This window comes from Janibacter endophyticus (genome assembly GCF_016888335.1).
Classification (GTDB): domain Bacteria; phylum Actinomycetota; class Actinomycetes; order Actinomycetales; family Dermatophilaceae; genus Marihabitans; species Marihabitans endophyticum.
The window spans coordinates 646,512-669,734 of the sequence record NZ_JAFEJG010000004.1; the positions used below are offsets into that span (position 1 = coordinate 646,512).

Annotated in this window: 19 protein-coding genes; 11 read left to right on the forward strand and 8 right to left on the reverse strand. The window is 72.9% G+C overall.

The window, feature by feature from the left end:
* Positions 1 to 66: 66 nt before the first annotated feature.
* The 11 genes from JNO54_RS03165 (at position 67) to pheA (ending at position 13,451) form a co-directional block, all read left to right on the forward strand.
* Positions 67 to 384, forward strand: a complete 318-nt coding sequence (locus JNO54_RS03165) for a MarR family winged helix-turn-helix transcriptional regulator (RefSeq protein ID WP_204142583.1) — start codon at positions 67 to 69, stop codon at positions 382 to 384.
* On the forward strand, positions 381 to 2,006 hold the full coding sequence (locus tag JNO54_RS03170) for an MDR family MFS transporter (RefSeq protein ID WP_204142584.1): 1,626 nt from the start codon (positions 381 to 383) through the stop codon (positions 2,004 to 2,006). The genes JNO54_RS03165 and JNO54_RS03170 overlap by 4 nt, the downstream gene beginning before the upstream one ends.
* Positions 2,007 to 2,130: 124 nt before the next feature.
* Positions 2,131 to 3,147, forward strand: a complete 1,017-nt coding sequence (locus JNO54_RS03175) for a pirin family protein (RefSeq protein WP_204142585.1) — start codon at positions 2,131 to 2,133, stop codon at positions 3,145 to 3,147.
* Positions 3,148 to 3,325: 178 nt separating this feature from the next.
* Positions 3,326 to 4,717 (forward strand): DUF4232 domain-containing protein, encoded by a 1,392-nt coding sequence (locus tag JNO54_RS03180; protein ID WP_204142586.1) that lies wholly within the window; start codon positions 3,326 to 3,328, stop codon positions 4,715 to 4,717.
* Between the two features lie 211 nt (positions 4,718 to 4,928).
* Positions 4,929 to 5,408, forward strand: a complete 480-nt coding sequence (locus JNO54_RS03185) for an ATP-binding protein (RefSeq protein WP_204142587.1) — start codon at positions 4,929 to 4,931, stop codon at positions 5,406 to 5,408.
* Between the two features lie 69 nt (positions 5,409 to 5,477).
* Positions 5,478 to 6,359 carry a DUF5926 family protein gene (locus tag JNO54_RS03190; RefSeq protein WP_204142588.1) on the forward strand — a complete coding sequence of 294 codons (882 nt, stop codon included), beginning with the start codon at positions 5,478 to 5,480 and terminating at the stop codon, positions 6,357 to 6,359.
* A gap of 4 nt (positions 6,360 to 6,363) precedes the next feature.
* Positions 6,364 to 7,062: a glycosyltransferase gene (locus JNO54_RS03195; protein ID WP_204142589.1), complete on the forward strand. Its 699-nt coding sequence runs from the start codon at positions 6,364 to 6,366 to the stop codon at positions 7,060 to 7,062.
* Positions 7,055 to 8,533, forward strand: a complete 1,479-nt coding sequence (locus tag JNO54_RS15135; RefSeq protein ID WP_204142590.1) for an MptA/MptB family glycosyltransferase — start codon at positions 7,055 to 7,057, stop codon at positions 8,531 to 8,533. The genes JNO54_RS03195 and JNO54_RS15135 overlap by 8 nt, the downstream gene beginning before the upstream one ends.
* 2,063 nt (positions 8,534 to 10,596) lie before the next feature.
* Positions 10,597 to 11,868, forward strand: coding sequence for a glycosyltransferase 87 family protein (locus JNO54_RS03205; RefSeq protein ID WP_204142591.1), 1,272 nt, complete (start codon positions 10,597 to 10,599; stop codon positions 11,866 to 11,868).
* Positions 11,869 to 11,937: 69 nt separating this feature from the next.
* On the forward strand, positions 11,938 to 12,354 hold the full coding sequence (locus tag JNO54_RS03210; protein WP_204142592.1) for a DUF4446 family protein: 417 nt from the start codon (positions 11,938 to 11,940) through the stop codon (positions 12,352 to 12,354).
* A gap of 170 nt (positions 12,355 to 12,524) precedes the next feature.
* Positions 12,525 to 13,451, forward strand: a complete 927-nt coding sequence (gene pheA / locus JNO54_RS03215; RefSeq protein WP_204142593.1) for a prephenate dehydratase — start codon at positions 12,525 to 12,527, stop codon at positions 13,449 to 13,451.
* Positions 13,452 to 13,498: 47 nt separating this feature from the next.
* Here the strand turns inward: pheA and JNO54_RS03220 are convergent, their stop codons facing one another.
* From JNO54_RS03220 to JNO54_RS03255, 8 genes are read right to left on the reverse strand one after another with little or no spacing between them, the layout of a single operon-like run.
* On the reverse strand, positions 13,499 to 14,539 hold the full coding sequence (locus JNO54_RS03220; protein WP_204142594.1) for a glutathione synthetase: 1,041 nt from the start codon (positions 14,537 to 14,539) through the stop codon (positions 13,499 to 13,501).
* A gap of 17 nt (positions 14,540 to 14,556) precedes the next feature.
* Positions 14,557 to 15,759, reverse strand: coding sequence for a peptidase MATCAP family protein (locus tag JNO54_RS03225; RefSeq protein WP_307818040.1), 1,203 nt, complete (start codon positions 15,757 to 15,759; stop codon positions 14,557 to 14,559).
* On the reverse strand, positions 15,756 to 16,562 hold the full coding sequence (locus JNO54_RS03230) for an N-formylglutamate amidohydrolase (protein ID WP_204142595.1): 807 nt from the start codon (positions 16,560 to 16,562) through the stop codon (positions 15,756 to 15,758). The genes JNO54_RS03225 and JNO54_RS03230 overlap by 4 nt, the downstream gene beginning before the upstream one ends.
* Before the next feature lie 38 nt (positions 16,563 to 16,600).
* The gene (locus JNO54_RS03235) at positions 16,601 to 17,614 is read right to left on the reverse strand and encodes an alpha/beta hydrolase (protein ID WP_204142596.1); all 1,014 of its coding nucleotides are present in this window, start codon (positions 17,612 to 17,614) and stop codon (positions 16,601 to 16,603) included.
* Entirely contained in the window at positions 17,598 to 18,629 is a 1,032-nt protein-coding gene (locus JNO54_RS03240) for a 1-acyl-sn-glycerol-3-phosphate acyltransferase (protein ID WP_204142597.1), read from the reverse strand. The genes JNO54_RS03235 and JNO54_RS03240 overlap by 17 nt, the downstream gene beginning before the upstream one ends.
* Entirely contained in the window at positions 18,626 to 19,444 is an 819-nt protein-coding gene (locus JNO54_RS03245) for a patatin-like phospholipase family protein (RefSeq protein WP_204142598.1), read from the reverse strand. Before JNO54_RS03245 ends, JNO54_RS03240 begins: the two co-directional genes overlap by 4 nt.
* Entirely contained in the window at positions 19,441 to 20,511 is a 1,071-nt protein-coding gene (locus JNO54_RS03250) for a transglutaminase family protein (protein ID WP_204142599.1), read from the reverse strand. Before JNO54_RS03250 ends, JNO54_RS03245 begins: the two co-directional genes overlap by 4 nt.
* The gene (locus tag JNO54_RS03255; protein ID WP_204142600.1) at positions 20,508 to 23,102 is read right to left on the reverse strand and encodes a circularly permuted type 2 ATP-grasp protein; all 2,595 of its coding nucleotides are present in this window, start codon (positions 23,100 to 23,102) and stop codon (positions 20,508 to 20,510) included. Before JNO54_RS03255 ends, JNO54_RS03250 begins: the two co-directional genes overlap by 4 nt.
* Positions 23,103 to 23,223 lie beyond the last annotated feature (121 nt).

A 23,223-nucleotide genomic window follows, 5' to 3' on the forward strand; every position in this document is an offset into this window, starting at 1 on the left:
TGCAGAGACTGCAAGTTGAGGAATATGGTTGCCGCATGCAAGCAACTCCTCAGGCGTCCCTGCACCGTGCGCCCGAGCGACCTCGCCGCTCGTGACGGGCACGACGTCCCGACCGTGAGCCGCCGCGTCGCCGCCCTCGTCGACCGCGGCTGGCTCGCGCGCACCCCCGACCCCCAGGACGGGCGCGCCTTCCGCGTCGCCCTCTCCGACGAGGGGCGCCATCGCCTCCACGCCGAGCGCGACGCCCGCGCCCGGATCATCACCGACGTCCTCGCCGACTGGCCGCAGGACGACATCGCCACCCTCGCCACCCTCCTCGACCGGTTGAGCGCAGACGTCGCTGCCGCCCGTCTCGAGCCCGTCCCCGAGAGGACCCCTGCATGACCGCCGCAGCACCGACCGCCCCCTACACGATGAGCCGCGAGCACCGCCGGGTCTTCGTCGGTCTCATGCTCGGCATGCTCGTCGCCTCCGTGAGCCAGACCATCGTCGGGCCGGCCATGCCGCGCATCGTCGCCGAGCTCGGCGGCATGGAGCACTACAGCTGGGTCGCGACCGCAGCCATGCTCGTCTCCGCCGTCTCCGTGCCGATCGTCGGCAAGCTCTCCGACCTCTACGGCCGCCGGCGCTTCTACCTCGGCGGCATCGTCGTCTTCATGGTCGGCTCGCTCGTCTGCGGCTTCGCGCCGGACTTCTGGACGCTCGTGGCCGGCCGCGCCATCCAGGGGCTCGGCATGGGCACGCTCATGCCGCTGTCCCAGACGATCATCGGCGACATCATCCCGCCGCGGCAGCGCGGCAAGTATCAGGGCTACATGGGCGCCGTCTTCGGCGTCACCTCGGTCGCCGGCCCGCTCGCCGGCGGCGCCATCACCGACCACCTCGGTTGGCGCTGGCTCTTCTTCGTCGCCCTGCCCGTCGGCGGCGTGGCCTTCGTCGTCATCAGCCGCTTCCTCCACCTCGAGCACGTCCGGCGCGAGGTCTCCATCGACTACGCCGGCATGGCGACCCTGACGACCGGTCTGACCGCGCTGCTCCTCGCCACCTCGCTCGGCGGCACCCAGTGGGCCTGGGGCTCGGTCGAGTCCATCGGCCTCTACGCCATGGGTGTCGCGGCGATCCTCGCCTTCGTCCTCGTCGAGCGCCGGGCCGTCGAGCCGGTGCTGCCGCTGCGCCTCTTCCGCAGCCGCATCTTCACGCTGAGCAACGTCGCAGCCTTCGGCGTCTCGATGGTGATGTTCGGCGCGATCATCTACATCCCGGTCTTCGCGCAGGGCGTCATCGGTGTCGGCGCGACGGACTCCGGCCTCATCCTCATGCCGCTGATGATCGGGATGATCCTGCTCGGCATCCTCACCGGTCTGCTCATCACCCGCACCGGCCGGTACCTGCCCTTCATGCTGCTCGGCGTCGCGATCATGGGCGCGGGGATGTTCCTCCTGACGCGTCTCGACCACACCGCGACGCAGACCCAGCTCACCCTCGCGATGACCGTCCTCGGCATCGGGCTCGGCATGGCGATGCAGCAGTACACGCTCGTCGTGCAGAACGCCGCCGCCCCGGCCGACCTCGGCGTCGCGACCGCGTCCACGCAGTTCTTCCGCAACGTCGGCTCGACCGTCGGCATCGCGATCTTCGGGACGGTGATGACGAGCGGCCTCGCCCAGAAGATCGCCGCCCACCTGCCCGCCGGTGCCGCCTCCGGGGCGACGGGGGACATCGACGTCGGGTCGGTCCTCGACCCCTCGGTCCTCGCGACGATGCCGCCGGCCGTCGCCGACGCGGTGCGCCAGGGGCTCGCCGAGAACCTCCACAACGTCTTCCTCGTCGGTCTGCCGATCCTCGCGCTCGTCTTCGTCGCGACCGCGATCATCCCGGTCAAGCCGCTGCGCGAGACGAACCACGACCACCCGGCCGAGGAGGCCGGCGTCGGGGTCGTCGAGTCGCTCGGGTCGGCGGATGCCCACGACATCGACGAGGTGCATGCCGGCTCGGCCCGGCGATAAGGCGGCGGGCTCCCCCCTTCGCCCCCTCTCACAACTACCCGGGCACGGTTATGAGGGGACGAGGGAATAGTTGAAGAATCAACGATTGTTGATAGGGTGTATCCCACCCGACCAGGAGGCCCCGATGCCCGCGATCACCGTCGACAACATCCTCACGCTCCCCCGCGTCGAGCTGCCCGGCCCCGACGCCGTGAGCCGCCCGGTGCTCACCGTCTCCACGGCCCCCAAGGGCTTCGAGGGTGAGGGCTTCCCCGTGCGCCGCGCCTTCGCCGGCGTGCCGATGGAGCGGCTCGACCCCTTCATCCACATGGACCAGATGGGCGAGGTCGAGTACGCGCCGCTCGAGCCGCGCGGCACGAGCTGGCACCCGCACCGTGGCTTCGAGACGGTCACGTACATCATCGACGGCTCCTTCGACCACGAGGACACCCACGGCGGTGGGGGCACGATCACCAACGGCGACACCCAGTGGATGACCGCCGGCTCCGGGCTGCTGCACATCGAGGCGCCGCCCGAGCAGCTCGTCATGAGCGGCGGCCTCTTCCACGGCATCCAGCTGTGGGTCAACCTGCCGAGCACGATGAAGATGTCCGACCCGCGCTACCAGGACATCCGCTCCACCGAGGTCGGCCTGCTCTCGAGCCACGACGGCGGCACCCTGCTGCGCGTCATCGCCGGCTCGCTCGGCGGGCACGACGGCCCTGGCATCACGCACACGCCGATCTCGCTGGTCCACGCGACGGTCGCCCCCGGCGCGCGTCTCGAGCTGCCGTGGCGCAAGGACTTCAACGCGCTCGTCTACGTCCTTTCGGGCAAGGGTGTCGTCGGCCCGGAGCGGCGTCCCTTCCGCGAGGGGCAGCTGGCGGTCTTCGGCCCGGGCGACACGCTCGAGCTGGCCGCCCACGACAACCAGGACGAGCGCAGCCCGAGTCTCGAGCTGCTCATCCTCGGCGGCCGCCCGATCCGCGAGCCCGTCGCCGCCTACGGCCCCTTCGTCATGAACACGCGCGACGAGCTCATCGCCGCCTTCGAGGACTTCCAGTCCGGTCGCCTCGGGGTCATCCCGAAGAAGCCGCGCGTCCGCCCGGCCATGGAGGTCGTCGCGGAGGCCGGCAACCAGCCCGGCCACCACGTCCTCTGAGCCGCCCCTCCCCCCCTTCGCACGAGCCAAGGCTCCTGCCCGTCAGACGGGCAGGAGCCTTGGCTCGTGCGGTCTGGACGGGGTAGGAGCCTTGGCTCGTGCGGTCCTCGGGCGAAGGGGTTGAGCCGGGGGAGGGGTAATCCCGGGTGAGCGGTCGGGGAGTTGCGAGGATGGGGGCGTGCGCCTGACCCGACCTCGACCGGCCCGCGTGGCGTGGTGGATCGTCGGGCTCACGCTGCTCGCGCTCTTCGTCGTCGGGGGACTCGGCGCGGGGATCATGCCGAGCTGGGGGAGCAGCTGCCCGGGCGGCGGCGAGTGCGACCTCCCGGCGCTGCGCTCGCTCGTCATCGCCGCGTGGGTCGTCCACGGCATCGCGCTCACCGGCCTCGCGGGCGGGATGTTCGCCGTCGGCCGGACCCGGCCCGAGTCGCCCGAGGGTGACGGCATCACCGACGAGCACGAGGCCGGGCCGTGGCGGCACGCCCTGCTCGCCACCGGCTTCGTCGCCGTCACGAACGCCATCACCGCGGGTGCGCTCGGCATCGCCATGCTGCTCGGCGCCTTCATGGTCGGCGCGGTCGTCGCAGCGTGGTGGGTCGGGCTGACGGTCTTCCTCGACGCCCTCGACCGGCTCTGCCGCCCCCACTCCGACCGGCGCGGCTCGTGGTGGCGCGCGCTCGCCGTCTCCTCTCTCACCGTCGCGATGCTCTGGGTGCTGCCGGTCCTCGTTGTCGGGGTGGAGCAGCGCGGGTGGAGCGAGGCCTTCCTCATCGCCGACGTGCTCGTCGCGGGAGCCGCCGGTCTGGGCACCCTCTGGTCGCGGCTCGCCGACGGCGGCCCGCGCGAGGGTGCTGTGCCGCACCGGCAGCGGGTGGTCGCGGTGGCGGCCGCCGGAAGCCTCGCCCTGCCCATCGCCCTCGTCGTCTCCACCGACCTCGACAGCGGCACCCGGGTCCGCGCCGGCGAGCTCCTCGGCGACCTGCTCAACCCCTACCCGGGCGAGGTCGTGGCGGGACCCGAGCCGACGCCGACGCCCACCCCTTCGCCAGAGCCGACACCCGGCCCCACCCCCACGGGACTCACCACGCCGACGCCGACCACCCCGTCGACCCCGGCCTGCACGCCCGAGGACCTCGTCGTCACCGTCGCCGGCGACGACCGTGGGCTGAGTGCCGCGACGATGTCCATCGTCGTCATCAGCACGAGCGAGGCCGCCTGCACCGTCGAGGGCTACCCCGAGCTGCGGCTGGCCGACTCCTCCGACGAGGTCGCGCTGGCGGTCATGGGCGTCGACCACAGCTTCGACGGCGAGGAGGTCGCCCCGCAGACACTCACCCTCGAGCCCGGCGACGTCGCCCGCAGCGTCGCGTGGTGGCGCGAGCGGCCGCCCGGCCAGACCCTCGAGGGCACCGAACGCGCCCTCGCCGTCGGACTCGGCGGTGTCGAGGACCCGGCGACCGGCACCAGCCCCGCGTGGATGCCGGTGGTGCTCGCCGACGACGTGGTCCACGGGCTCACCGACGGCTCCCGTGTCCGGATCGAGCCCTGGCGCGCCGTCCCCCGCGACTGATCTCACCCCCTTCGCCTCGACCCGCCGCCGTGACTCTCGGGTACTGCTGAGGTTCGCCGTCCACACCCGGCATCTGGCCCAAGATCTCGCTCGCGCGACTGCGAACCTCAGCAGGACACGCACGCCGACGCGGGCTGGGTCGTCAGCCCGGGGGCCCGGTGTGTGCGCATACGATGGGCGCGCCCCACCCGACCCCGATGAGGAGCCCCGCGTGAGCGAGACCGGCACGGACGAGCACGAGCGTCCCCTGATCAACGAGTTCGGCGCCGGCCCCGGCGACGGCCAGGCCCGCACCGTCCGCGCCCAGTGGCACCTCGACGCCATCCCGGTGATCCGCCAGGCGCTCAACGACGACCTGCGCGCCCGCGAGATGCCCGACGAGATCATCGAGGAGGCCGAGCTCGTCGTCACCGAGCTCGTGACCAACGCCTTCCGCCACGCCAAGCCGCTCGCCGACCAGTGCGTGCGTGTCCACTGGAAGGTCCGCGGCGAGGTCTGCGAGGTCGAGGTCAGCGACGGCGGCGGCGACAGCACCCCCGTCCCGGCCGCGCCCGCCGTCTGGGCCACCGCCGGCCGCGGTCTGCGCATCGTGCGCAGCCTCGCCCACGAGTGGGGCGTCAGCGAGGAGGACAAGCGGGTCACCGTCTGGGCCTCCCTCGGCGGCCCGTCGCGCCGACGCGTCGGCAGCTGACCGTACCGGGAGCCACGCCGGCCCGCGCCCCGGCCGTCCGCGGGGCCGTGAGCGCCTAGGCTGCACGCCATGGGCAAGGCATCACGACGCAAGAAGTCCGAGGGCGGCAAGGTCAAGGTCGCTCCGGCGCCGTACGTCGCGCGACCCTTCGAGGGACTCCCCGCGGAGACCGACTGGGTCGCCGCGCACGAGATCATCCCGGCGGCCACCGCGACGCTCACCCTCAAGGGTGACGCCGTGCCCGAGGGCGCGCCGGAGACGGTGACGCTCGCGACCGTCCTGCCCATGGCATGGGCGGCACTGCACCGCGCCGACGGCGCGATCCTCCTCGCCAGCCAGTCCGGCAGCAGCAGCGGCGACGCCAGCCGCGACCTCGCCGCCTCGCTCGTCGCCGCGATCGAGGCTGAGCCCGGCAACCCCGTGCCTTCCGCACCCCGCGCCACCGCCGCCACCCCCCGGCTCCAGGACCTCCTCGACCTCGACGCTCCCTTCGAGCTCAAGGTCCACGAGGGCTTCGACTTCTGGGTCGGCGAGGACGAGCTCGACGCCGAGGGCCGCGCCTCGCTCGACCGCGCCAACGAGACGGTCGTCCCCACCCAGGCCATGACCGGCGCCCCGTCGGCCTACTGGTGCAAGATCGGCGAGCGCACCTACATCCGCTGGATCCTCGGCGACGACGAGGACGCCGCGACGACCGCGCTGGCCCGCCTCGCCGCGGCCGGCGAGTCCGAGCTCGGCGAGGGCAACAAGCTGCTCGGCGCCTTCCGCGCCGGCGGGCTGCTCGTCCCCGTCTGGGAGGTCCCCGCCGACAGCCAGGCCGCCGACCACGAGGACGCCCTCGCCGCGATGCAGGAGCGCTACCAGGCTGCCCTGGCCCGCGAGGAGTCCCTCACCCCCGACGAGCGACGCGCACGCGCCGGCCTGACCTCGCGCCAGGTCACCCTCCGCTGAGGCCATGGGCGCGGTCGCGGCGATCGTCCCCGCGAAGGACGAGGCGGAGCGCATCAGCGCCACCGTCGCCGCGCTGCGCTCGCTGCCCGAGGTCCCCCTCGTCGTCGTGGTCGACGACGGCTCGACCGACGACACCGGGCGGCTCGCCGCCGATGCCGGCGCCCTCGTCGTGCGGCACGCGACCAACCAGGGCAAGGCCGCGGCGCTCACCACCGGTGTCCTGCGCCTCACCGAGGAGGAGACCCGGCAGGGGGTGCCGCCCTTCGTCCTGCTCTTCGCCGACGCCGACCTCGCCGACTCCGCCGAGCGCCTCAGCCCCCTCCTCGAGCCGGTCCTCGCCGGCCAGGCAGACCTCGCGATCGCGAACATCCCTCGCGAGGCCAGCTCGCACGGCGGCGGTCGCGTCGTGCGCCTCGCCCGCGGCCAGATCGAGTCGCTCACCGGCCGCCGGATCGCCCAGCCGCTCAACGGGATGCGCGCGCTGACCCGCGAGGCCTTCGGGTGGGCGATCCCCCTCGCACCCGGGTGGGGCGTCGAGGCCGCGATGCTCGTCGACGTCCTGCGGGCCGGCGGCCGGGTCGTCGAGGTGCCCGTCCCGCTGACCCACCGCGCCACCGGCGCCGACATCCGCGGCCAGCTCCACCGGGCCCGCCAGATGCGCGACGTCTCCCGGGCGCTCCTCGACCGTCGCATCCGTGGCTGAGGCGAAGGGGGAGCCGCCCGCAGCGCAGGCCCGTCGCGACCCCCTTCGGCTGGGTCTGCTCGGTGGGGCGATCCTCTGCCTCCTCGTCGTCGGCCTGGCCCACCCCTCCGTCGCGGCTCCGCCGCTCGGCGATGCCGGCTGGGTGCCGCACCTGCCCGACGTGCCGCTGCGCGGGTGGGGAATCATCGCGGTCCAGGTGCTCGGCTACGTGCTCGGGGCCGCCGCGCTGATCCTCGCTCTCCGCCGTCCGTCGCGGCTCGGGATCACGTGGCCCGCATGGCTGCTCGTCGGTGGTCTCGTGCTGCTCACGGTCCCCTTCGGCACCGCCGACCACACGAACTACGCCGCCTACGGCCACATCCTCGCCCAGGGCGGTGACCCGTGGCTGACCTCGCCGCAGGCCTTCGGCAACGACGCCGTCACCGCGCTCGTCCAGCCGCCGTGGCAGGACACCCCGAATGTCTACGGCCCCGTCGCGACGGTGCTGCTCGGGGCTGCCGCTCACCTCGGCGGCGAGTCGGTGCGCCAGATCGTCTGGCTCTGGCAGGTCGTCGTCGTCGCGTCCTGGCTGGCCATCCGCTGGCTGCTCGTGCGGCTCACCGGCCGCGTCGAGGCCGTCGACACGTGGTGGACCGGCAACATCCTCGTGCTCGGCGCGGGGGTCTTCGGAGCGCACGTCGACCTGCTCGCGACGGTCGGGGTCGTCGCCGCGCTCGTCGTCGCGGTGCGCGTGCCGGGTGTGCTCGGCGCGGGACTGGCGGGCGCACTCGCGGGCCTCGCCGCCTCGACGAAGGTCACCGCCGGCGTCATCGCTCTCACCCTCGTCCTCGCCTGGGTCACCGCGTCCGGCCGGCTGCGGCTGGACCGGTCCGCCCTGACTCGGACCGCGGCGCTGGGCCTCGGCGGGCTCGCGACCTTCGTGCCGCTGCACCTCTGGGCCGGGCCGCACGTCTTCGACCAGGTGATCCGGCAGAGCGGCGGGGTGAGCTACGTCAGCCCGTGGCGTGCTGTCTACACCGTGCTCGACCTCGTCGTCGCGGAGCCGACCGCACGGAGCATCGCCTCACGACTCTCGGCCGTGGTCTGCGTCGTCCTCGCCGTCGTCCTGTGGCGCCGGCTGCGCGACCGGGCGGAGCCGGTCGTGACGGTGCTTCTCGCCCTCACCGCCGCGTACGCGATCGGCGCCGCCTACGTCCTGCCCTGGTACGCCCTGATGATGTGGGCCGCGGCGGCCGCCTGGGTCGGGCTCGGCAGCGCAGACCCGCGACTGCTCACCGCTCTCGTCCTCCAGGGGACTGTCGTCGCGCTCGGCTACGTGCCGGGCCGCATCGTCATCCCCGAGACGATGGAGACGGTGACCCTGGCGTGGCGGATGGTGGCGGTGCCGCTGGCGACCTTCGCGCTGTGGGTGTGGCTGCTGCGCTCCGGTGCGACCCGACGGCGAGAGCGGCCAGCGCCGGCGCGAGGATGATCGCGGCGACGCCGGGGATCGCGGTCCCGGAGTCGTTGAGCAGGAAGCCCGCGGTGAGCGCGACGACGAGCGCGATGAGCCCGGGGCGCAGCGCCGGGTAGTCCTCGAGCGGGCCGGCGAGGGGTCGGGCGAGGGCGCTCCCGGGGCGGGCGAGCGCCCAGACGACGAGCACGAGCCCCACCGGCACGAGCAGGGCCGCCCGCTGCGGGCCGAGCAGCATCTCGACGTTGGTCAGCAGCTTGCGCTCGATGATCGCCCACGCGTCGCCGGAGAGGATCCGCCCGAAGAACCGTCCGAGGTGGCTGCGCGACTTCTCCGGCCGGAGGTGGTCCAGGCCCGCGATCGTCAGGAAGCCGACGACCGTCGCGATGCCGATGAGCAGCAGGCGCGGCAGCGTGATCCGGGCCCCCGAGACCGCGAGGACGAGGTAGCCGAGGGCCGGGATGAGCGCGAGCGTCCCGCCACCGTCGGCGCCGGCGAAGGGGGCGGCGTCCACGAGCAGGATGACGACGGCGCAGAGCGCCGCGACGAGCGTCGCCTCGCGGCGGCGTCCACGGCGGACGAAGGGGTCGAGGAGGGCGGTCGTCGCGAGCAGCCCGCCGGTGGCGAAGAGGGCGAAGGGAACGTTGCCGAAGCCGTAGAAGCGGCCGCCGTCCCAGGGGTGCAGGCCGAGGACGCCGAGGAAGATCGCCTCGCCGTCGCGCAGGAGCAGGTCCGCGGTGAGCAGGAGCGCGGTGACGCCGCCGACGATGCCGACGGCGGTCAGGGTGCGTCGACCGGCGCCGCGGGTCACGGCCAGGGCGCCGAGCCCCAGGAGCAGCGCGAGCCCGGCCACGGCGCCTGCGAGAGCGAGGGTCGGGCGGTCCGCCGCCCACCAGCGGGTCAGTGTCGCGCCGAAGGTCGCCGCGGGCACGGAAGCCAGGGTCAGCGCCAGACCGCGCAGGCCGAGCGAGGTCGCCTGACGGGCACGAGAGTCCTTGCGGCGCACGGCGACCCAGCCCGCCGTGCCGAGCAGGGTCGAGAGCACGACCACCGTGGCGAAGCCGTAGAAGAAGGGCGGGATGCTCCGGTTGGCGACGGCGAGCTGGCCGGCGACGTCGCTCTGGTCGGCGATGCGCTCGTCCGCCTCGCCCTGACCACCGTCGCGGACGAGCGTCAGCGGTCGTCCGGCCACGGGGGCGACGGGCTCCGCACCGACCCGCGCGAGGATGTCGGCGGTGAGGTCGGGCAGCTGGACGACACCGGTGCGGCGCGTCGTCACCGAGTGCAGCGACCCCGGCTCGGCCGCGGGGCCGGCATCGGTGCCGCCGGAGTAGATGACGGCGCGCAGCGCGGGCCCGGCGCCGTCGTCGCCGAGACCGGCGACGACCACGAGCGTCCCGGGGGCCAGGTCGCCGGTGGCCTCACCGACTGCTGCGTCGACCGCCCGCACCTGCTCCGCCCGTCCGGTCTCACCCCCGTCGTCCTGGACCGCGCCGACGTCGACGAGGCGGACGGCGCACCCGATCGACCCGTCGCCGACCTCCCCGTCGGCGTCGGCTGCGCCGAGACGAGCCGCGGGACCACCCGCCGGCTCGACGCACGTCCCGGCCGCGACGAGCGAGTCCGCGAGGACCCCGAGGGTCGCGTCGGCCTTGCGCTCGCGGGTGAGCTCGGCGATCTCCGACCAGCCCGCGACGGCACCGATCTCGTCGCTCTGCGGCTCCGGGCACTCCGGTGCCGCGCCCGGGTCGTCGAGGTCCGGGCTGCCCGGCCGGGGGACGGCCACCCGGTCGCCGGCGCCGAGGCTCAGCCAGCCGTCGACCCCGCAGGTCTGCAGGTAGCCACCACGGACGACGAGGTTGGCGGTGGCCCCGCCGGTCGCCATCTCCCACAGGGTCGGGGTGGCCTCGGGGGAGAGGTCCGCGAGGGTCAGGCCCGGTGCGCCGAGGACGACGACCCGTGGCTCGCCGTCCTCCGCGGACGCGGGCGCGGCCGCCCCGAGGGCCCAGGCGAGGACCACGAGGAGCGCGAGGGCGAGGCGGGTCACGGGGCCAGGCTAGGCCGTCAGCCACAATGGGCCCGTGACCCGAGCGAAGCCGACGACCCTGCACTGGCTGCTCGGGCTCGCCGTCCTCGTCGCGCTCGCGGCGTGGCCGGTCGCGAAGTTCCTGTTCCTCTTCCCGCAGGACCAGTGGCAGGTCGACATCCAGGTCTACCGCGAGGGCGGGCTCTCGGTCCTCCAGGGGCGGCCGATCTACCAGCAGATGACCGACCCGCCGCAGCTGCTGCCCTTCACCTACCCGCCGATCGCCGCGATCCTCGCGGTGCCCCTGGCGCTCGTCCCCTTCGAGACGGCGGCGTGGGGCTGGACGATCGCGCAGCTCGCGACGAACGTCGCCATCGCCTGGGTCGCCTGGTACCACCTGCGTGACCGGGTCGGCGCGTGGGCGCCGGTGCTCGTCGGCGCGGTCGCCGGGGCCTTCCTGTGGACGCAGCCGGTCGGCGACGGCATCCGCTTCGCGCAGGTCAACGCCTTCCTCGTGCTCATGATCCTGCTTGACCTCAAGCGCCCGAGACTGCCTGCGCTGCAGTCGATCCCGCCGGGTGTGCTCGTCGGCCTGGCGATGGCGATCAAGCTGACGCCGGGCGTCTTCGTCATCCACTACATCGTCTGCCGGCGGTGGCGCGAGGCCTTCACCGCGATCGCGACGGCGTCGGCGGTCTCGATCGGGGCGTGGCTGCTCATCCCGCCGGCGTCCTTCGCCTTCTGGGGCGGCGCGCTCTCCGACCCGACCCGGCTCGGGCCCAACGACGGCTCCGCCAACCAGGCCTTCCGCGCGCTGCTCCTGCGGCGCGGGCTCGAGGCCGGCTCGACCGAGCTCTACCTCGCCTGGGCCCCGTACCTGCTCGTCGTCGGGGGACTCGTCTTCTGGCTCGCCCGGCGCGCCTACCAGCAGGGCGACTGGCTCATGGAGGCTGCGGTCGTCGGTCTGGCCGGCTTCCTGCTCAGCCCGGTGTCGTGGGTGCACCACCTGCACTGGCTCATGGTGATCGTCCCGGCGATCCTCGGTGCCGCCGCCGGCCGTGACCGCCTGCGGGCGGGGCTGGCGCTGATCCCCTTCGTCTGGTTCGTCTGCACCATGCCCTTCTGGGGCGTGCTGTGGAAGCGGGAGTCCCGCGACCCGGCGTGGTTCGGCGACGTGCTCGTCGAGGGCAACGTCATCGGGACGCTCGTCATCCTGGGCATCCTCGCCTGGGTGATCACTCGCACCGACCGAGAGCTACGCGCGGGTACGACGACCGTTGCCCGGTCCGGGAGCCCCGCCACCCCCGAGATCTCGCGCGGGAGCTGACCGCGTGGCGACACAACGGTCGTCGTACTCGCGGGTCACGTGGGGCGGCTCACGGGTAGGGTCGCGGCCATGAGTGGCACCGAGCTCCTGCTGGCCGTCTCGGTCCTCATCGCCCTGCTGCTCGTCATCAGCGTCGCGCGCACCAACCGCCGCCTGGCCGAGCGGGTCGCCGTGCTCGAGCGCGCCACGCCTGTGGGTGAGTCCGAGGCCGCCAGCCTCCGCGCCCAGGTCGACGCCTCGCTCTCCCGGGTCGCGGTGGTCCGCTACGACGCCTTCGGCGACATGGGCGGCCGGCTCTCCTTCTCCGCCGCGGTGCTCGACGCCAACGGTGACGGCCTCGTGCTCACCTCGATCCACGGCCGCAGCGAGTCGCGCACCTATGCCAAGGGGATCGCCGCGGGGGAGACTCCCGACGAGAGCACGACCCTCACGCCGGAGGAGCGGCACGCCGTCGCCGCCGCGCGCAAGGGCTCGCCCACCGCCTGACCCCCTCCGTCGGTCGAGGTGCGACCGGCCCAGCTGGGTCCCACGCGCTGCGTGGGCGGAGCCTCGAGACCTCGTGCACCGAGCGCCGATCCCGCGAGGCGGAACCCCCTTCGCCCCGCAGCCCACCCTGGGCGAGACTGGGCCGAGCACCGACGACAAGGAGACCCACGGTGACGCGCTACGGCTACCTCGGCCCCACGGGGACCTTCACCCAGATGGCGCTGCTCTCGTGGCGCCCCGCGGCGAACGCCGAGCACGTCCCCTTCGGGTCCGTCGACGCCGCGCTCACCGCGCTGCGGCAGCGCGAGATCGACGCGGCCGTCGTCCCGATCGAGAACTCGGTCGAAGGGGGAGTGAGCGCCACCCTCGACGCGCTCGCCTCCGGCGACCCGCTCATCGTCACGGGCGAGGTCCTCGTGCCGATCACGTTCGTCATCGCCGCGAACGAAGGCGTGAGCCTGGCCGACGTCCGGGGCGTCGGCACCCACTCGCACGCCTGGGCGCAGGTCCGTGGCTGGTGCCAGGCCAACGTCCCCGACGCACGCTACATCGCGACCCTCTCGACCGCGTCGGCCGCCGAGGACCTCGGGACCGGCGAGGCACCCTTCGACGCCGCTGTCTGCGCCCCGGTCGCCGCGGACAACCACGGCCTGACCGTCCTCGCGCACGACATCGGCGACATGGCGTCGGCCGTGACCCGCTTCGTCGTCGTGTCGCGCCCCGAGTGGCTGCCGCGGCCGACCGGTTTCGACAAGACGACCGTCGTGCTCTACCAGCGGCAGGACCGCGCGGGCGGGCTGCTCGAGCTGCTCGAGCAGTTCTCGGCGCGCGGGATCAACATGACCCGGCTCGAGTCGCGCCCGACGAAGGACTCGATGGGCTCGTACTGCTTCTCCATCGACTTCGAGGGGCACGTCCACGACGCGCGCGTCGGCGAGGCGCTCATGAGCCTGCACCGCGTGTGCGGCCACGTCCGCTTCCTCGGCTCCTACCCCGCCGCGAACGGCCAGGCCGTCACCGTCGACCCGCTGACCTCCGACGCGTCCTTCGCCGAGGCCGCGGACTGGCTCGACCAGATCCGCCACCCCGGCAGCTGACTCTTCGAGGCTCCTCGCACAGCTCGTCGCGCCTCAGGGATCAGCCCTCAGAGGGTTGCGAGGCGGACGTTGGGGATCTCGTCGTAGTGCGTGCGCACCGACACCTTGCGCTCGAGGTCGTCGATGACGGCGGGCACGAAGTCGATGCCGTAGAGCGCCTCGCACGACCCGAAGCCGCCGGGGCTGAAGACGTTGACCTCCATGAGCTTGTCACCGACGATGTCGAGCCCGACGAGGAACATGCCGTCAGCGATGAGCTTGGGCCGCACCGCCTCGACCATCTCGAGCATCTCAGGGGTGACGTTGACCTTCTGCGCCTTGCCGCCCGTCGACATGTTGGAGCGGATGTCGTCGGAGGTGCTCACCCGGCGGAAGGCGGCGATCTGGCCGTCGACCTCGAGCGGGCGCCCGTTCATGACGAACATCCGGATGTCACCGTTCTTCGCCTCGGGCAGGTACTCCTGGGTGACGACATAGCCGTCACGGCCGATCGCCTCGATGATCTGGCTGAGGTTCGGCGCCTCCTTGCTGTTGACGAGGAAGACCCCGCTGCCGCCCGAGCCCTGGAGCGGCTTGAGCACGGCCTTGCCGCCGAGCTCCTTGACGAAGGCCTCGATCTGCTCCTCGTCGCGCGAGATGAGCGTCTTGGGACGGACGATCTCGGGGAAGTGCTGGAAGTACGCCTTGGAGAGCGCGTTGGCCAGCGAGGTCGGGTCGTTGACGACGAGCACGCCCGCGGCCGCGAAGAGCTGCCCGAAGGCGACGCCCGCGTTGCCCGCCCACGGGTTCTCCTCGGCGTCGTCGGCCGGGTCGAAGCGCAGCATGACGACGTCGAAGTCTTCGATCGGCAGCCACTGCTCGACCTCGGGCTTCTGCACGTCGTGGAGGTATCGCGTCAGCGACTTGTAGGTCTTCCCGGTGCCCTTGCGGGCGCGGGCGGAGAGCGAGCCGTCGGGGTTGTAGGCGAAGTCCCCGATGCCCATGTAGTACGCCTCGTGCCCCATCGCGTGGGCGGTGATGGCGAGCCGGGTGGTCGTGTAGACGTCCTGCTCGGTGGCGACGTCGTTGACGACGAATCCGATCTTCATGCGGGTCTCCTTGCGGGTCAGGCGGGCGAAGGGGTAGGTGCCGGCGTCGAGACGAGCCGGGTGACGTCCTCGGCGTGCTCGGCGGCGCTCGAGAGCCGCTCGGCGGCCTCGGTGTCGTCGAGCCAGCGGGGGAGGAGCCGGGGCCGGTTGAGGATCCCTGCCTCGGCGAGGGACTGGATGAGTGGCAGGTCGGAGAGCGAGAACTTGCCGAGCCACATGTGCTCGAGCGAGCCGCCGCCCTTGAGGTGGCAGAGCAGGTCGACGAGACCGCGCAGGTAGATCGCGTCCTTGGTGAGGCCGCCGGAGCGGTAGGCGCGCATCGTCGTCGTGAAGGCGCTGGCCTTGGGGAAGCCGGCGTCGACGAGCGCCTCCCAGGACTCGACGAAGGTCGCCCCCTGGGTCATCCGGTGGACGGTCAGCACGCGGGCGGCAAGCTGCCGCAGGCGGAAGGGGGTGAGCCCCCCGCAGCCGATCTCGGCGAGGACCGCGAGGCCCTCCTGGGTCTCGTCGTAGCCGGCGAGGCCGGTGCCGAGCACCTGGATCGGCTGGGCCGACCCGTTGACCTGGGTGACGAGGTGGGTACCGACCTCGTGCTGGAGCAACGCGTTGGCGCGGGCCCGCTGGACGGCGGAGTCGGGGTCGATGAGCAGCGTGTTCCCCGACACCATGACGCCGTTGACGTCGTCACGGACCTCGGCGTGCATCTCGATGTCCTGGTCGATCGAGGCGTAGAAGTCGATCTCCGCCTGCGCGAGCTCGAGGAACTCCTCGGCGGTGACCTTCTCCCCCTTCGCCTCCGGCCTCGGGACCTCCTCGATGATCCGCTCGGCCTGGCCGCGGAGCTGGGGCGAGGCGCCGCCGTAGAGCTCGATGCTCAGGGAGCGGAAGTCGTCGCTGTCGCGCGCCATGAGCATGTCGAGCTGGAGGGTGAGCTCGCGGTGCTTGTTGCGCAGCAGCGTCGCGAGCGTGGGATCGGTGACCGAGCCGACGTCGATGTTGGCGACGACCTGCTTGAGCACCTCGGGGTCGGCCTCGATGTCGCGGTAGGTGAAGCGCGGCTCCTTGACCTCACCCTTGAGGAACTGCGCCTTGATGTCGTCGGAGTTCACCGGGGTGACGTCGAGCAGGAAGCGCATCGAGCCCGACATCTGCGCGAGCGCGTGGTCGATCGCGAGGTCCGCGACGGCGACCTTGCGCAGCGCCGCGGAGTCCTCGCTCACCACTCGCTCCCGCGGCCGGTGAGGCGGTCGACGGCGGCGAGGACCGGCTCGTAGGTGTCGGCGAGCGCGGCGGCGATCTGGCCGATGCGGTGCTCGTCGGGCTCGCCCGTCCACTCGTCCATGTACGTCTTCTTGAACTCGATGGCCAGGACGATCGCCGTGCCCGGGTACCGCTCGTGCGCCCACATGGCGATGCCCCGGCCCTTGAACTTCACGTTCTCCCGGACGTCGAGGCCACCGAGGTTGTGGGCGATCCGCTCGGTGAAGGTATCGACGACGCTGCCCCAGCGCTCGCGGTCCAGGGAGCCGGTGCCGACGTTGACGTCGGGGTTGTCGGCCTGGGCCTCGGGCGGCGCGTCGGCGCCGTCCCGGCGGTGGTTGTAGGAGTGCACGTCGTAGACGACGAAGGGACCGCGCGACGCGAGCTCGTCGAAACGCCGGGCCAGCTCGTCGTAGACCGAGTCGTACACCTCGAGCGATCGCCCTGCGATGTCGTCGTCGAGGGTCCCGCCACGCCACATGTCCAGGCCCCACGCGTCGTCGGGCTGGCGGTAGACGGCCTCGTCGCGGACCCGGTTGAGGTCGGTCTCGAAGCGTGACCGGTGGACGACCAACCGTGCGGGCAGGTGCGCGATGAAGCGGTCCGTGAAGAGGTCCTCCTCCCGGAGGCGCACGTCCTCGTCGAGGATCATCTGCTCGGCAACCTCGGGGCGCAGGTCGTGCCCGGCGTGGACAGCGGTGGCGACGAGCTGCCCGCTCCAGTCACCGCTCGCCGTGAAGACGGGGTTCTCGGTGTCGGCCATGCCTGCGTGTCTACCGGAGCGACACCCCTCGTCGGCTCTTACGGCCCGGCGAGATCCGCGCCGGACCTGCCGGTCGTGCCGCAGACCCGGAGCACCTGCCGGGCGAAGGTTGCGGTGTGCGCGAGGCACTCCTGGGCCTCCGGGGAGCTCGCATCGTTCTGGAAGGCGTGCCACATCCCCTCCCAGACCTGCAGGTCGACCTCGCCGCCGGACGCGCGCATCGTGCGGGCGAGCTGCACGGAGTCGGAGAGGAAGAGGTCGCGCGTCCCGGTGGTCAGCAGGGTGGGCGGAACCGGCACCTCCCACGTCTGGTGCACGGGCGAGACGAAGGGGTCGGTGACCCGGGCGCCGCCGCGGTACGCCTTCGCGAAGCGCTCCTGCTGCCCCTTCCACCGGACGTAGGCGTCCCTCCCTTCGTTGGCGGAGTAGGAGTCTCCCCGCCCTCCGAGGTCGGCGAAGGGGGTGGCCGCGAGCAGCCCGAGCGGCTCCGGCCCGCCGTCGGCGCGGACCCGGGCGAGGACGCCGAGGGCGAGGTTGGCGCCGGCCGACAGGCCGCCGAGGAGGACCCTCGGACCCCACGCGGCGGCGTGCGCGAGGTAGGCGGCGAGGCACGCGTCGAGCGGTGCCGGGTACGGGTGCTCGGGCGCGAGCGGGTACTCGACGGAGACGACGGGCACGCCCGCGTCGGCGGCGAGCTGGACGGCCGAGCCGTCGAGGGCCGACCCCCAGCAGAAGCCGCCCCCGTGGATCCAGAAGACCCACGGCTCATCCCCGTCGCCGTCCCACGACGAGGTCTCCGGCGTCATGACGAGGGAGGTGACCGGACGGCCACCGCTGATCACCGAGACCTGCGAGGCGGTGATGTCGACCCGACGGCTGCGGGCGAGCGACTCGACGGCCGCGCGCCGCTCGCCCGCCCCCTTCGCCCTGAGGCCCTTGGTGATCCGCGGCGTCATCGGCCACCGGTGGAGCTTGTTGTCGGCCTGCTGCGCGGCCTCCGCCGCCTCCGGCGACACGGTGAGGGGCATCGGCAGGTCACGGCGTCGCAGCATGCCCCGATCCTCGCACCGTGCGGTGCCCCTCGACCCACGCGTTGACCTCGGTCCACCGCTCGTCGAGCCACTCGACGATCGCCTCCGGCTCCCGCGGGACCTCGGCGGCGGGGTAGGTCGTGGTGCGCACGAGCAGACCCTCGTCCGGGCCGAAGGGGATGCCCCGCCAGATGTCGAGGGGAGAGTCGAAGAGCTCGAGGCCGGTGTGGGCGATGATCGTGACGTCCGCGTCGGGACGGGCCGCGAGGATCGTCTGCACCCCGCGGTACCGCGGCGGCAGGACCCATCGCCACAGCGCGGCCTGCTCGGCCCGCTCGCTCTCGCCCTCGGCGGAGAGGCGGGCGACCTCGGCCTCCTGGCGGTGCACGGTCCAGTTACGGCCCTCGGGGAACATCAGCAGGGCGTCGCGCGGGCCGAGGTGGTCGGCGAGCCGCTGCATCCCCTGGGTCCGGTCGTCGCCGGCGCCGGTGCGCGACGGCACGAAGTAGGCCTTGAGCCGCTTGAGCACCATGGCCAGGCCCGGGTCCCACAGCAGCCCCGCCGCAAGGACGATCCGGGGGACCCGCCCGCCCCGGTGGCCGAGCAGCCACGCCAGGGCGACCGAGTCGGCAGGTCCCGCGTGCCGAGAGAGGACGACGACGGGGCGTGACGGGTCGCCGAGGTCGAGCTCTCCGTCGACGACGACGTGGAAGCCGGCCCAGCGCTCTGCCGTGCGCAGGAAGTTGTCGAGGGCGTGGGCGACGAGCTCCTCGTGCTGGCGCACCCACCGCTCCCCGCGGTCGGTGGGCGTGCGGACCGAGAGGAAGAGGCAGTGGAGCAGCACCCCCACGTCCTCCCACATGAAGTACACGGCGAGGAACGTGACGCGGGTCAGTCGCAACCGGCGGTCGATCGGCCAGAGCAGCGCCCCGAGCACCATGAGGGGCAGGGCCGCCAGGGTGACCAGGACGGCGAAGGGTGGGTAGAGGAGGCGCAGCACCACCTGGAGCCAGGAGGGCGGTGGGCCGACCTTCATGTCGTGAGGGCCAGGTGCTCGGCCGTGGCCTCGTAGGCGGCCCGGATGCGGTCGGTGACCTTCTCGCCCCGGCCCATCGACAGGGTCGACAGCGCCGGGGAGCGCTCGACGCCGCTCGGCAGGACATGTAGCTCGACGTCGTCCGGCACGGCGCCGATCTCTTCGACGAAGCGGTGCCGTCGTGCGATCTCGAAGGCGACGAGCCCGACGTCCCACGGTGTCGTCGGCGCGCTGAGAGGTTGCTCCACCCGCCCGACGTGGAGCACGTAGATCCGTGTCGCGCCGAGCTCGAGCGCCCGCCCGACGGGGATCGAGTGGACGAGCCCGCCGTCCAGGTAGTGCAAGCCATCGATCTCGACCGCGGCGAACAGCCCCGGGACGGCGCAGCTGGCGGCCACGGCCGGTGCGATCGGCCCGGCGGAGAACCACCGTGAGCGGGCGGTCTCGATCTCGGCCGCGACGCACTGGAAGGGGACCGGCAGGTCCTCGATGAGCTCGACGTCGAGGTACTCGCGGACGAGTCGTGGGATGACGCCGGGGGACATGACGTGGGTGCGGTGCTTCGCGAGCCGGGCCGCCTGGCGCACCGGCGACTCCTTGAGCGCGCCGGAACGCACGACCTCGAGCCACAGCTCCTCGAGCCGGGCGACGGTCGCGCTGCTCGGGTCGGCCGCGATGAAGGCGCCGTTGACCGAGCCGATGCTCGACCCGACGACGAGGTCTGGGGTGATGTCGCGCTCGAGGAGGGCCCGGAGCATGCCGACCTCGGTGGCGCCGAGGACGCCACCACCGCCGAGGACGAAGGCGGTGGTCACGGGCGCTCGTCCGGCGGTGTGGCCGGCGTCGTGCTGCCGGGCTGGTCGCGCATCGGGGCCGGGTGCTGGCGCGGGTCGGGCCGGTCCTGCCGGATGACGTCGACCGCCACCTTGAGCTCGCTGCCCTTGCCCTCGCTGAAGATCACACCCTTGAGCGGCGAGACGTCGCGGAAGTCACGCCCCCAGCCGGTGACGACGTAACGACTGTCGGCGAAGTGGTCGTTCGTCGGGTCGAGGTCCACCCAGTCGCCGTCGGGGGTCATCGCCCCGACCCACGCGTGGGTGGCGTCCGACCCGGCGAGCTTGACCTGGCCCGGCGGGGGCATCGTCTCGATGTAGCCCGAGACGTACCGACCCGGGATGCCGACGGCGCGCAGGCACCCCACGGCGAGGTGGGCGAAGTCCTGGCACACCCCCTCGCGCTGCGCGAGGAGATCGGGCAAGGTCGTCTTCACGCTCGTCGTGCCCTTGGCGTACGTGAAGTCGCGGTAGATCTGGGAGTACAGCGCGACGAGGGCCTCGCCGAAAGGGCGCTCCGGCGGCAGGATCGTCAGCGCGTACTGCTCGACCTCGTCCGTGAGGTCGACGAGCTGGCTCGGCAGGACGTACTGGGCCGCCTCGACGAGGTCGATCGAAGGGGTGGTGCCACCCCCTGCGAGCTCGTCCCGGCGGCCACCGGTCGCGATGAGCTCGGCAGCCTGGGCCACCGTCCACCGGTTGAGCCGGTCGAGATCCGGTGGGGGGCACTGGATCTCGAGGAGGGAGCGCTTGACCACCCTCAGCGTCGTGTGAGGCGTGCGCACCTGGTAGAAGTGGCTGAAGTTGCCGAAGTGGTCGACGTGCTCGGAGAGGACGTGCGGCTCGGGGGTGATCTCGACGGTGTGCTCGAGGACGCGTTGGCACGCGGTCTCGCGCGGGGCGAGCATCGCCCGGCCGAAGGAGTCGGTGACGTACTCCTCGTAGCGGTACTCCGTCGCGTGGGTGACCTCGTAGGGCCGCCTCGTGTGGTGGTCCGGGTTGGGCGTCGGGTGGAGGTCGTAGGTCGCGCTCTTCTGCTTCGGGCTCACCAGGCGACCCCGTCCGTCCACGAGACCGTCTGGACGCTGTGCTGCCGCGCCTTGCGGGTGAAGAAGCGCTCCTCGATCTCGGTGTGCGCGCGTCGCAGCGTCGCATCGAGCTGCTCGAGCTCGACGAGGAGCCCGGCGCGGTCGTCCTCCATGAGCGTCGGCAGCTCGAGCGCGGCGACGCGAGCCCGCGCCTCACGGACGGTCGCGACGACCTCGTCGAGCGGGTCAGGATCGACGAGCTCCAGCGCCTCGGCGAGACGCTCCAGCTGGAAGGCGATCGAGCGCGGGTTGATCGGGTCGCGCAGGAGCAGGTCGATCGCCGACTCCGTCGCCGAGAGCGGGCCGAGCCCGGCCGCGAGACGCCGCCGGTAGGTGATGACCGACTCGGCCGCGATGAGTGCCGCCTCGGTCGTCGCGCCCTCGACGAGGGGGGTGCGCTCGACCGCAAGCGTGTGGCGCAGCAGCCGGATCGTCTGCTGCGCCCGCTCCATCCGTCGCCCCGACTCGGAGAAGGCCCACGCCGGGTCGCGGACCGTCGACTCCACGGCGATGCCGGACAGCGCGAGGAACGCCTCGAGGCTCTCCATGAGGATCTCCTGGAGGTCGTCGTCCGGCTGGACGTGCTGCAGCGTGTGCTCGAGCCGGCTCACGACGAGCCAGGTGTCCTGGGAGAGCTGCTCGCGCACGGCCTGGGCGGTGATGACCGCGCGGCGCGCGCTGTAGGCGACCGAGCCGACGAGGCCAGGGTCGACGACGAGCTGGCGCAGGTGGGGGAGCGGGTCGTCGAGCCGGCCGCGCCCGCCGTCGCCGACGAAGCCAGGGCCGGTCGAGGTGATCTCGGTGACCGCGCGGAGCAGGGCGACCATCGCCGCGTGGCCCGTGGTCCCGGGTCGTTGCGCGTGGTCGTCGACGAGGTTGTCGGCGACCCGCAGCACCCGCGCCACCGACTCTGCCCGCTCCGCATAGCGGCCCAGCCAGTAGAGGTCGGAGGCGACGCGCGGAGCGGGCGCGACGAGGGTCTGTGCGTGGTCGACGTGCGGGCTCGGGACGAGCTCGGGCGACGCGCCTCCGTCGCGGCTCACGGTCGGGATGTCGCCGGCGAGAACCCAGACGTCCTTGCTCGGGGCTCCGCCGGCGGAGGAGACGTCGGCCGAGTCGCGGCGGGCGCTGAGGCGTCCCAGGCCGCCCGGCATGACGAGGTAGTCCTCGTCGTCGGCCACGGCGAAGGTCCGCAGCACGACGTTGCGCGGGTCGAGGCCGTGCTTCGTGACGACGGGGGCGCTGGACATCGCCAGGGGGTCCTGCCCGGTCCAGCGCCACGGCTCGTCCTCGATCCGTGCCGCGAGCGCGCCGCGCTGCTCCTGGGTGAGGTCCCACCCGCGGATCGCGTCGTCGCGCCCCGCGTGGTGGATCGGGCGGACGACCAGACTCGAGAGGTGGGCGAGGATGTGGCTGCGGTGACTCCGCTCCCCGGCCCACCACGTGTCGGGCGAGTCGAGCAGGAGGTCCTCGCCGAGCACGTCGCGGCACACGTGCGGCAGGTAGGGGATGAGTGCGGGGTTCTCGAGGAGTCCGGCACTCAGCGGGTTGACGATCGAGACGTGGCCGAGACGCGCTGCCTCGACCATGCCGGGCAGCCCGAGACGCGACTCCGGCCGCAGCTCGAGCTGGTCGCACCAGTCGGCATCGACCCGGCGGATGATGACGTCGACCGGGGAGAGCCCGCTCGTCGTGCGGAGCCAGATCCGGCCGTCGCGGGACAGGAGGTCCTCGGACTCGACCAGCGGGAAGCCGAGGAGCATCGCCTGGAAGGCCTGGTCGAAGGCGGTCTCGCTCAGGGTGCCTGGGCTGAGGATGACCACGCGGGGCATGTCGTCGGTCCGGGGCGCCACCCGACGCACGGCGCGCTGGACGCCGTAGAAGAAGCCGCGGAGCCGGGAGAGGTCGCTCGCCCGGTGCAGGTCCGGCATGACGCGCGCGACGATGCGACGGTTGGCCATCGCGTAGCCGGCTCCGCTCGGGGCCTGCGCCCGGTCCGCGAAGACCCGCCACGTCCCGTCGGCGTCACGGGCGAGGTCGGTCGCGGGGAGCACGAGCTGGTGCCTGCCGGGGAGGGTGATGCCCTCGGCCTGGGGAAGCCAGCCGCCGTGCCCGTAGACCACCTGGCCGGGGATCGTCCCCTCGCGCACCAGACGCTGCGGACCGGCGAGGTCGGTGAGGACGGCGTCGAGGAGGTGCGCGCGTTGGCGGATCCCGCGCTCCAGCCCGGCCCACTCCTCGCTGCCGATGACGAGCGGGAGCGGGTCCACCCGCCACGGACCGGCCGTCCGGGGCTCGTCCGGCGCCACCCCTTCGCCCGGGGGCGGCTCGCCGGTGCCGTACGTGATGCCGTCGTCGCTGACGAAGCGCCGGGTCTCGGCCCGCCGGTCGAGGAGCCCCTCGAGGCCGAGCCGCTCGATCGTCGCGATGAGCGCGTCGGTGTGCGGGCGGGTGCCGTCGACGGTGAGGGTCTCGTCGACCCCTTCGGCCCGACGGTCGACGCGCTCGCGGTACGCGTCGAGCAGCGCACCGGGGTCGGCGACGGCGGTCATGTCCGGAACCCTACGCACACGCGCCCCTCGTCGGTCACACCTACCCGGCAGTTGTGAAGCTCGCCCGGGCGAGCGCCGAGCACCAGGACTGCACACGGTCGTCTGCAGAGGAATCTTTGTC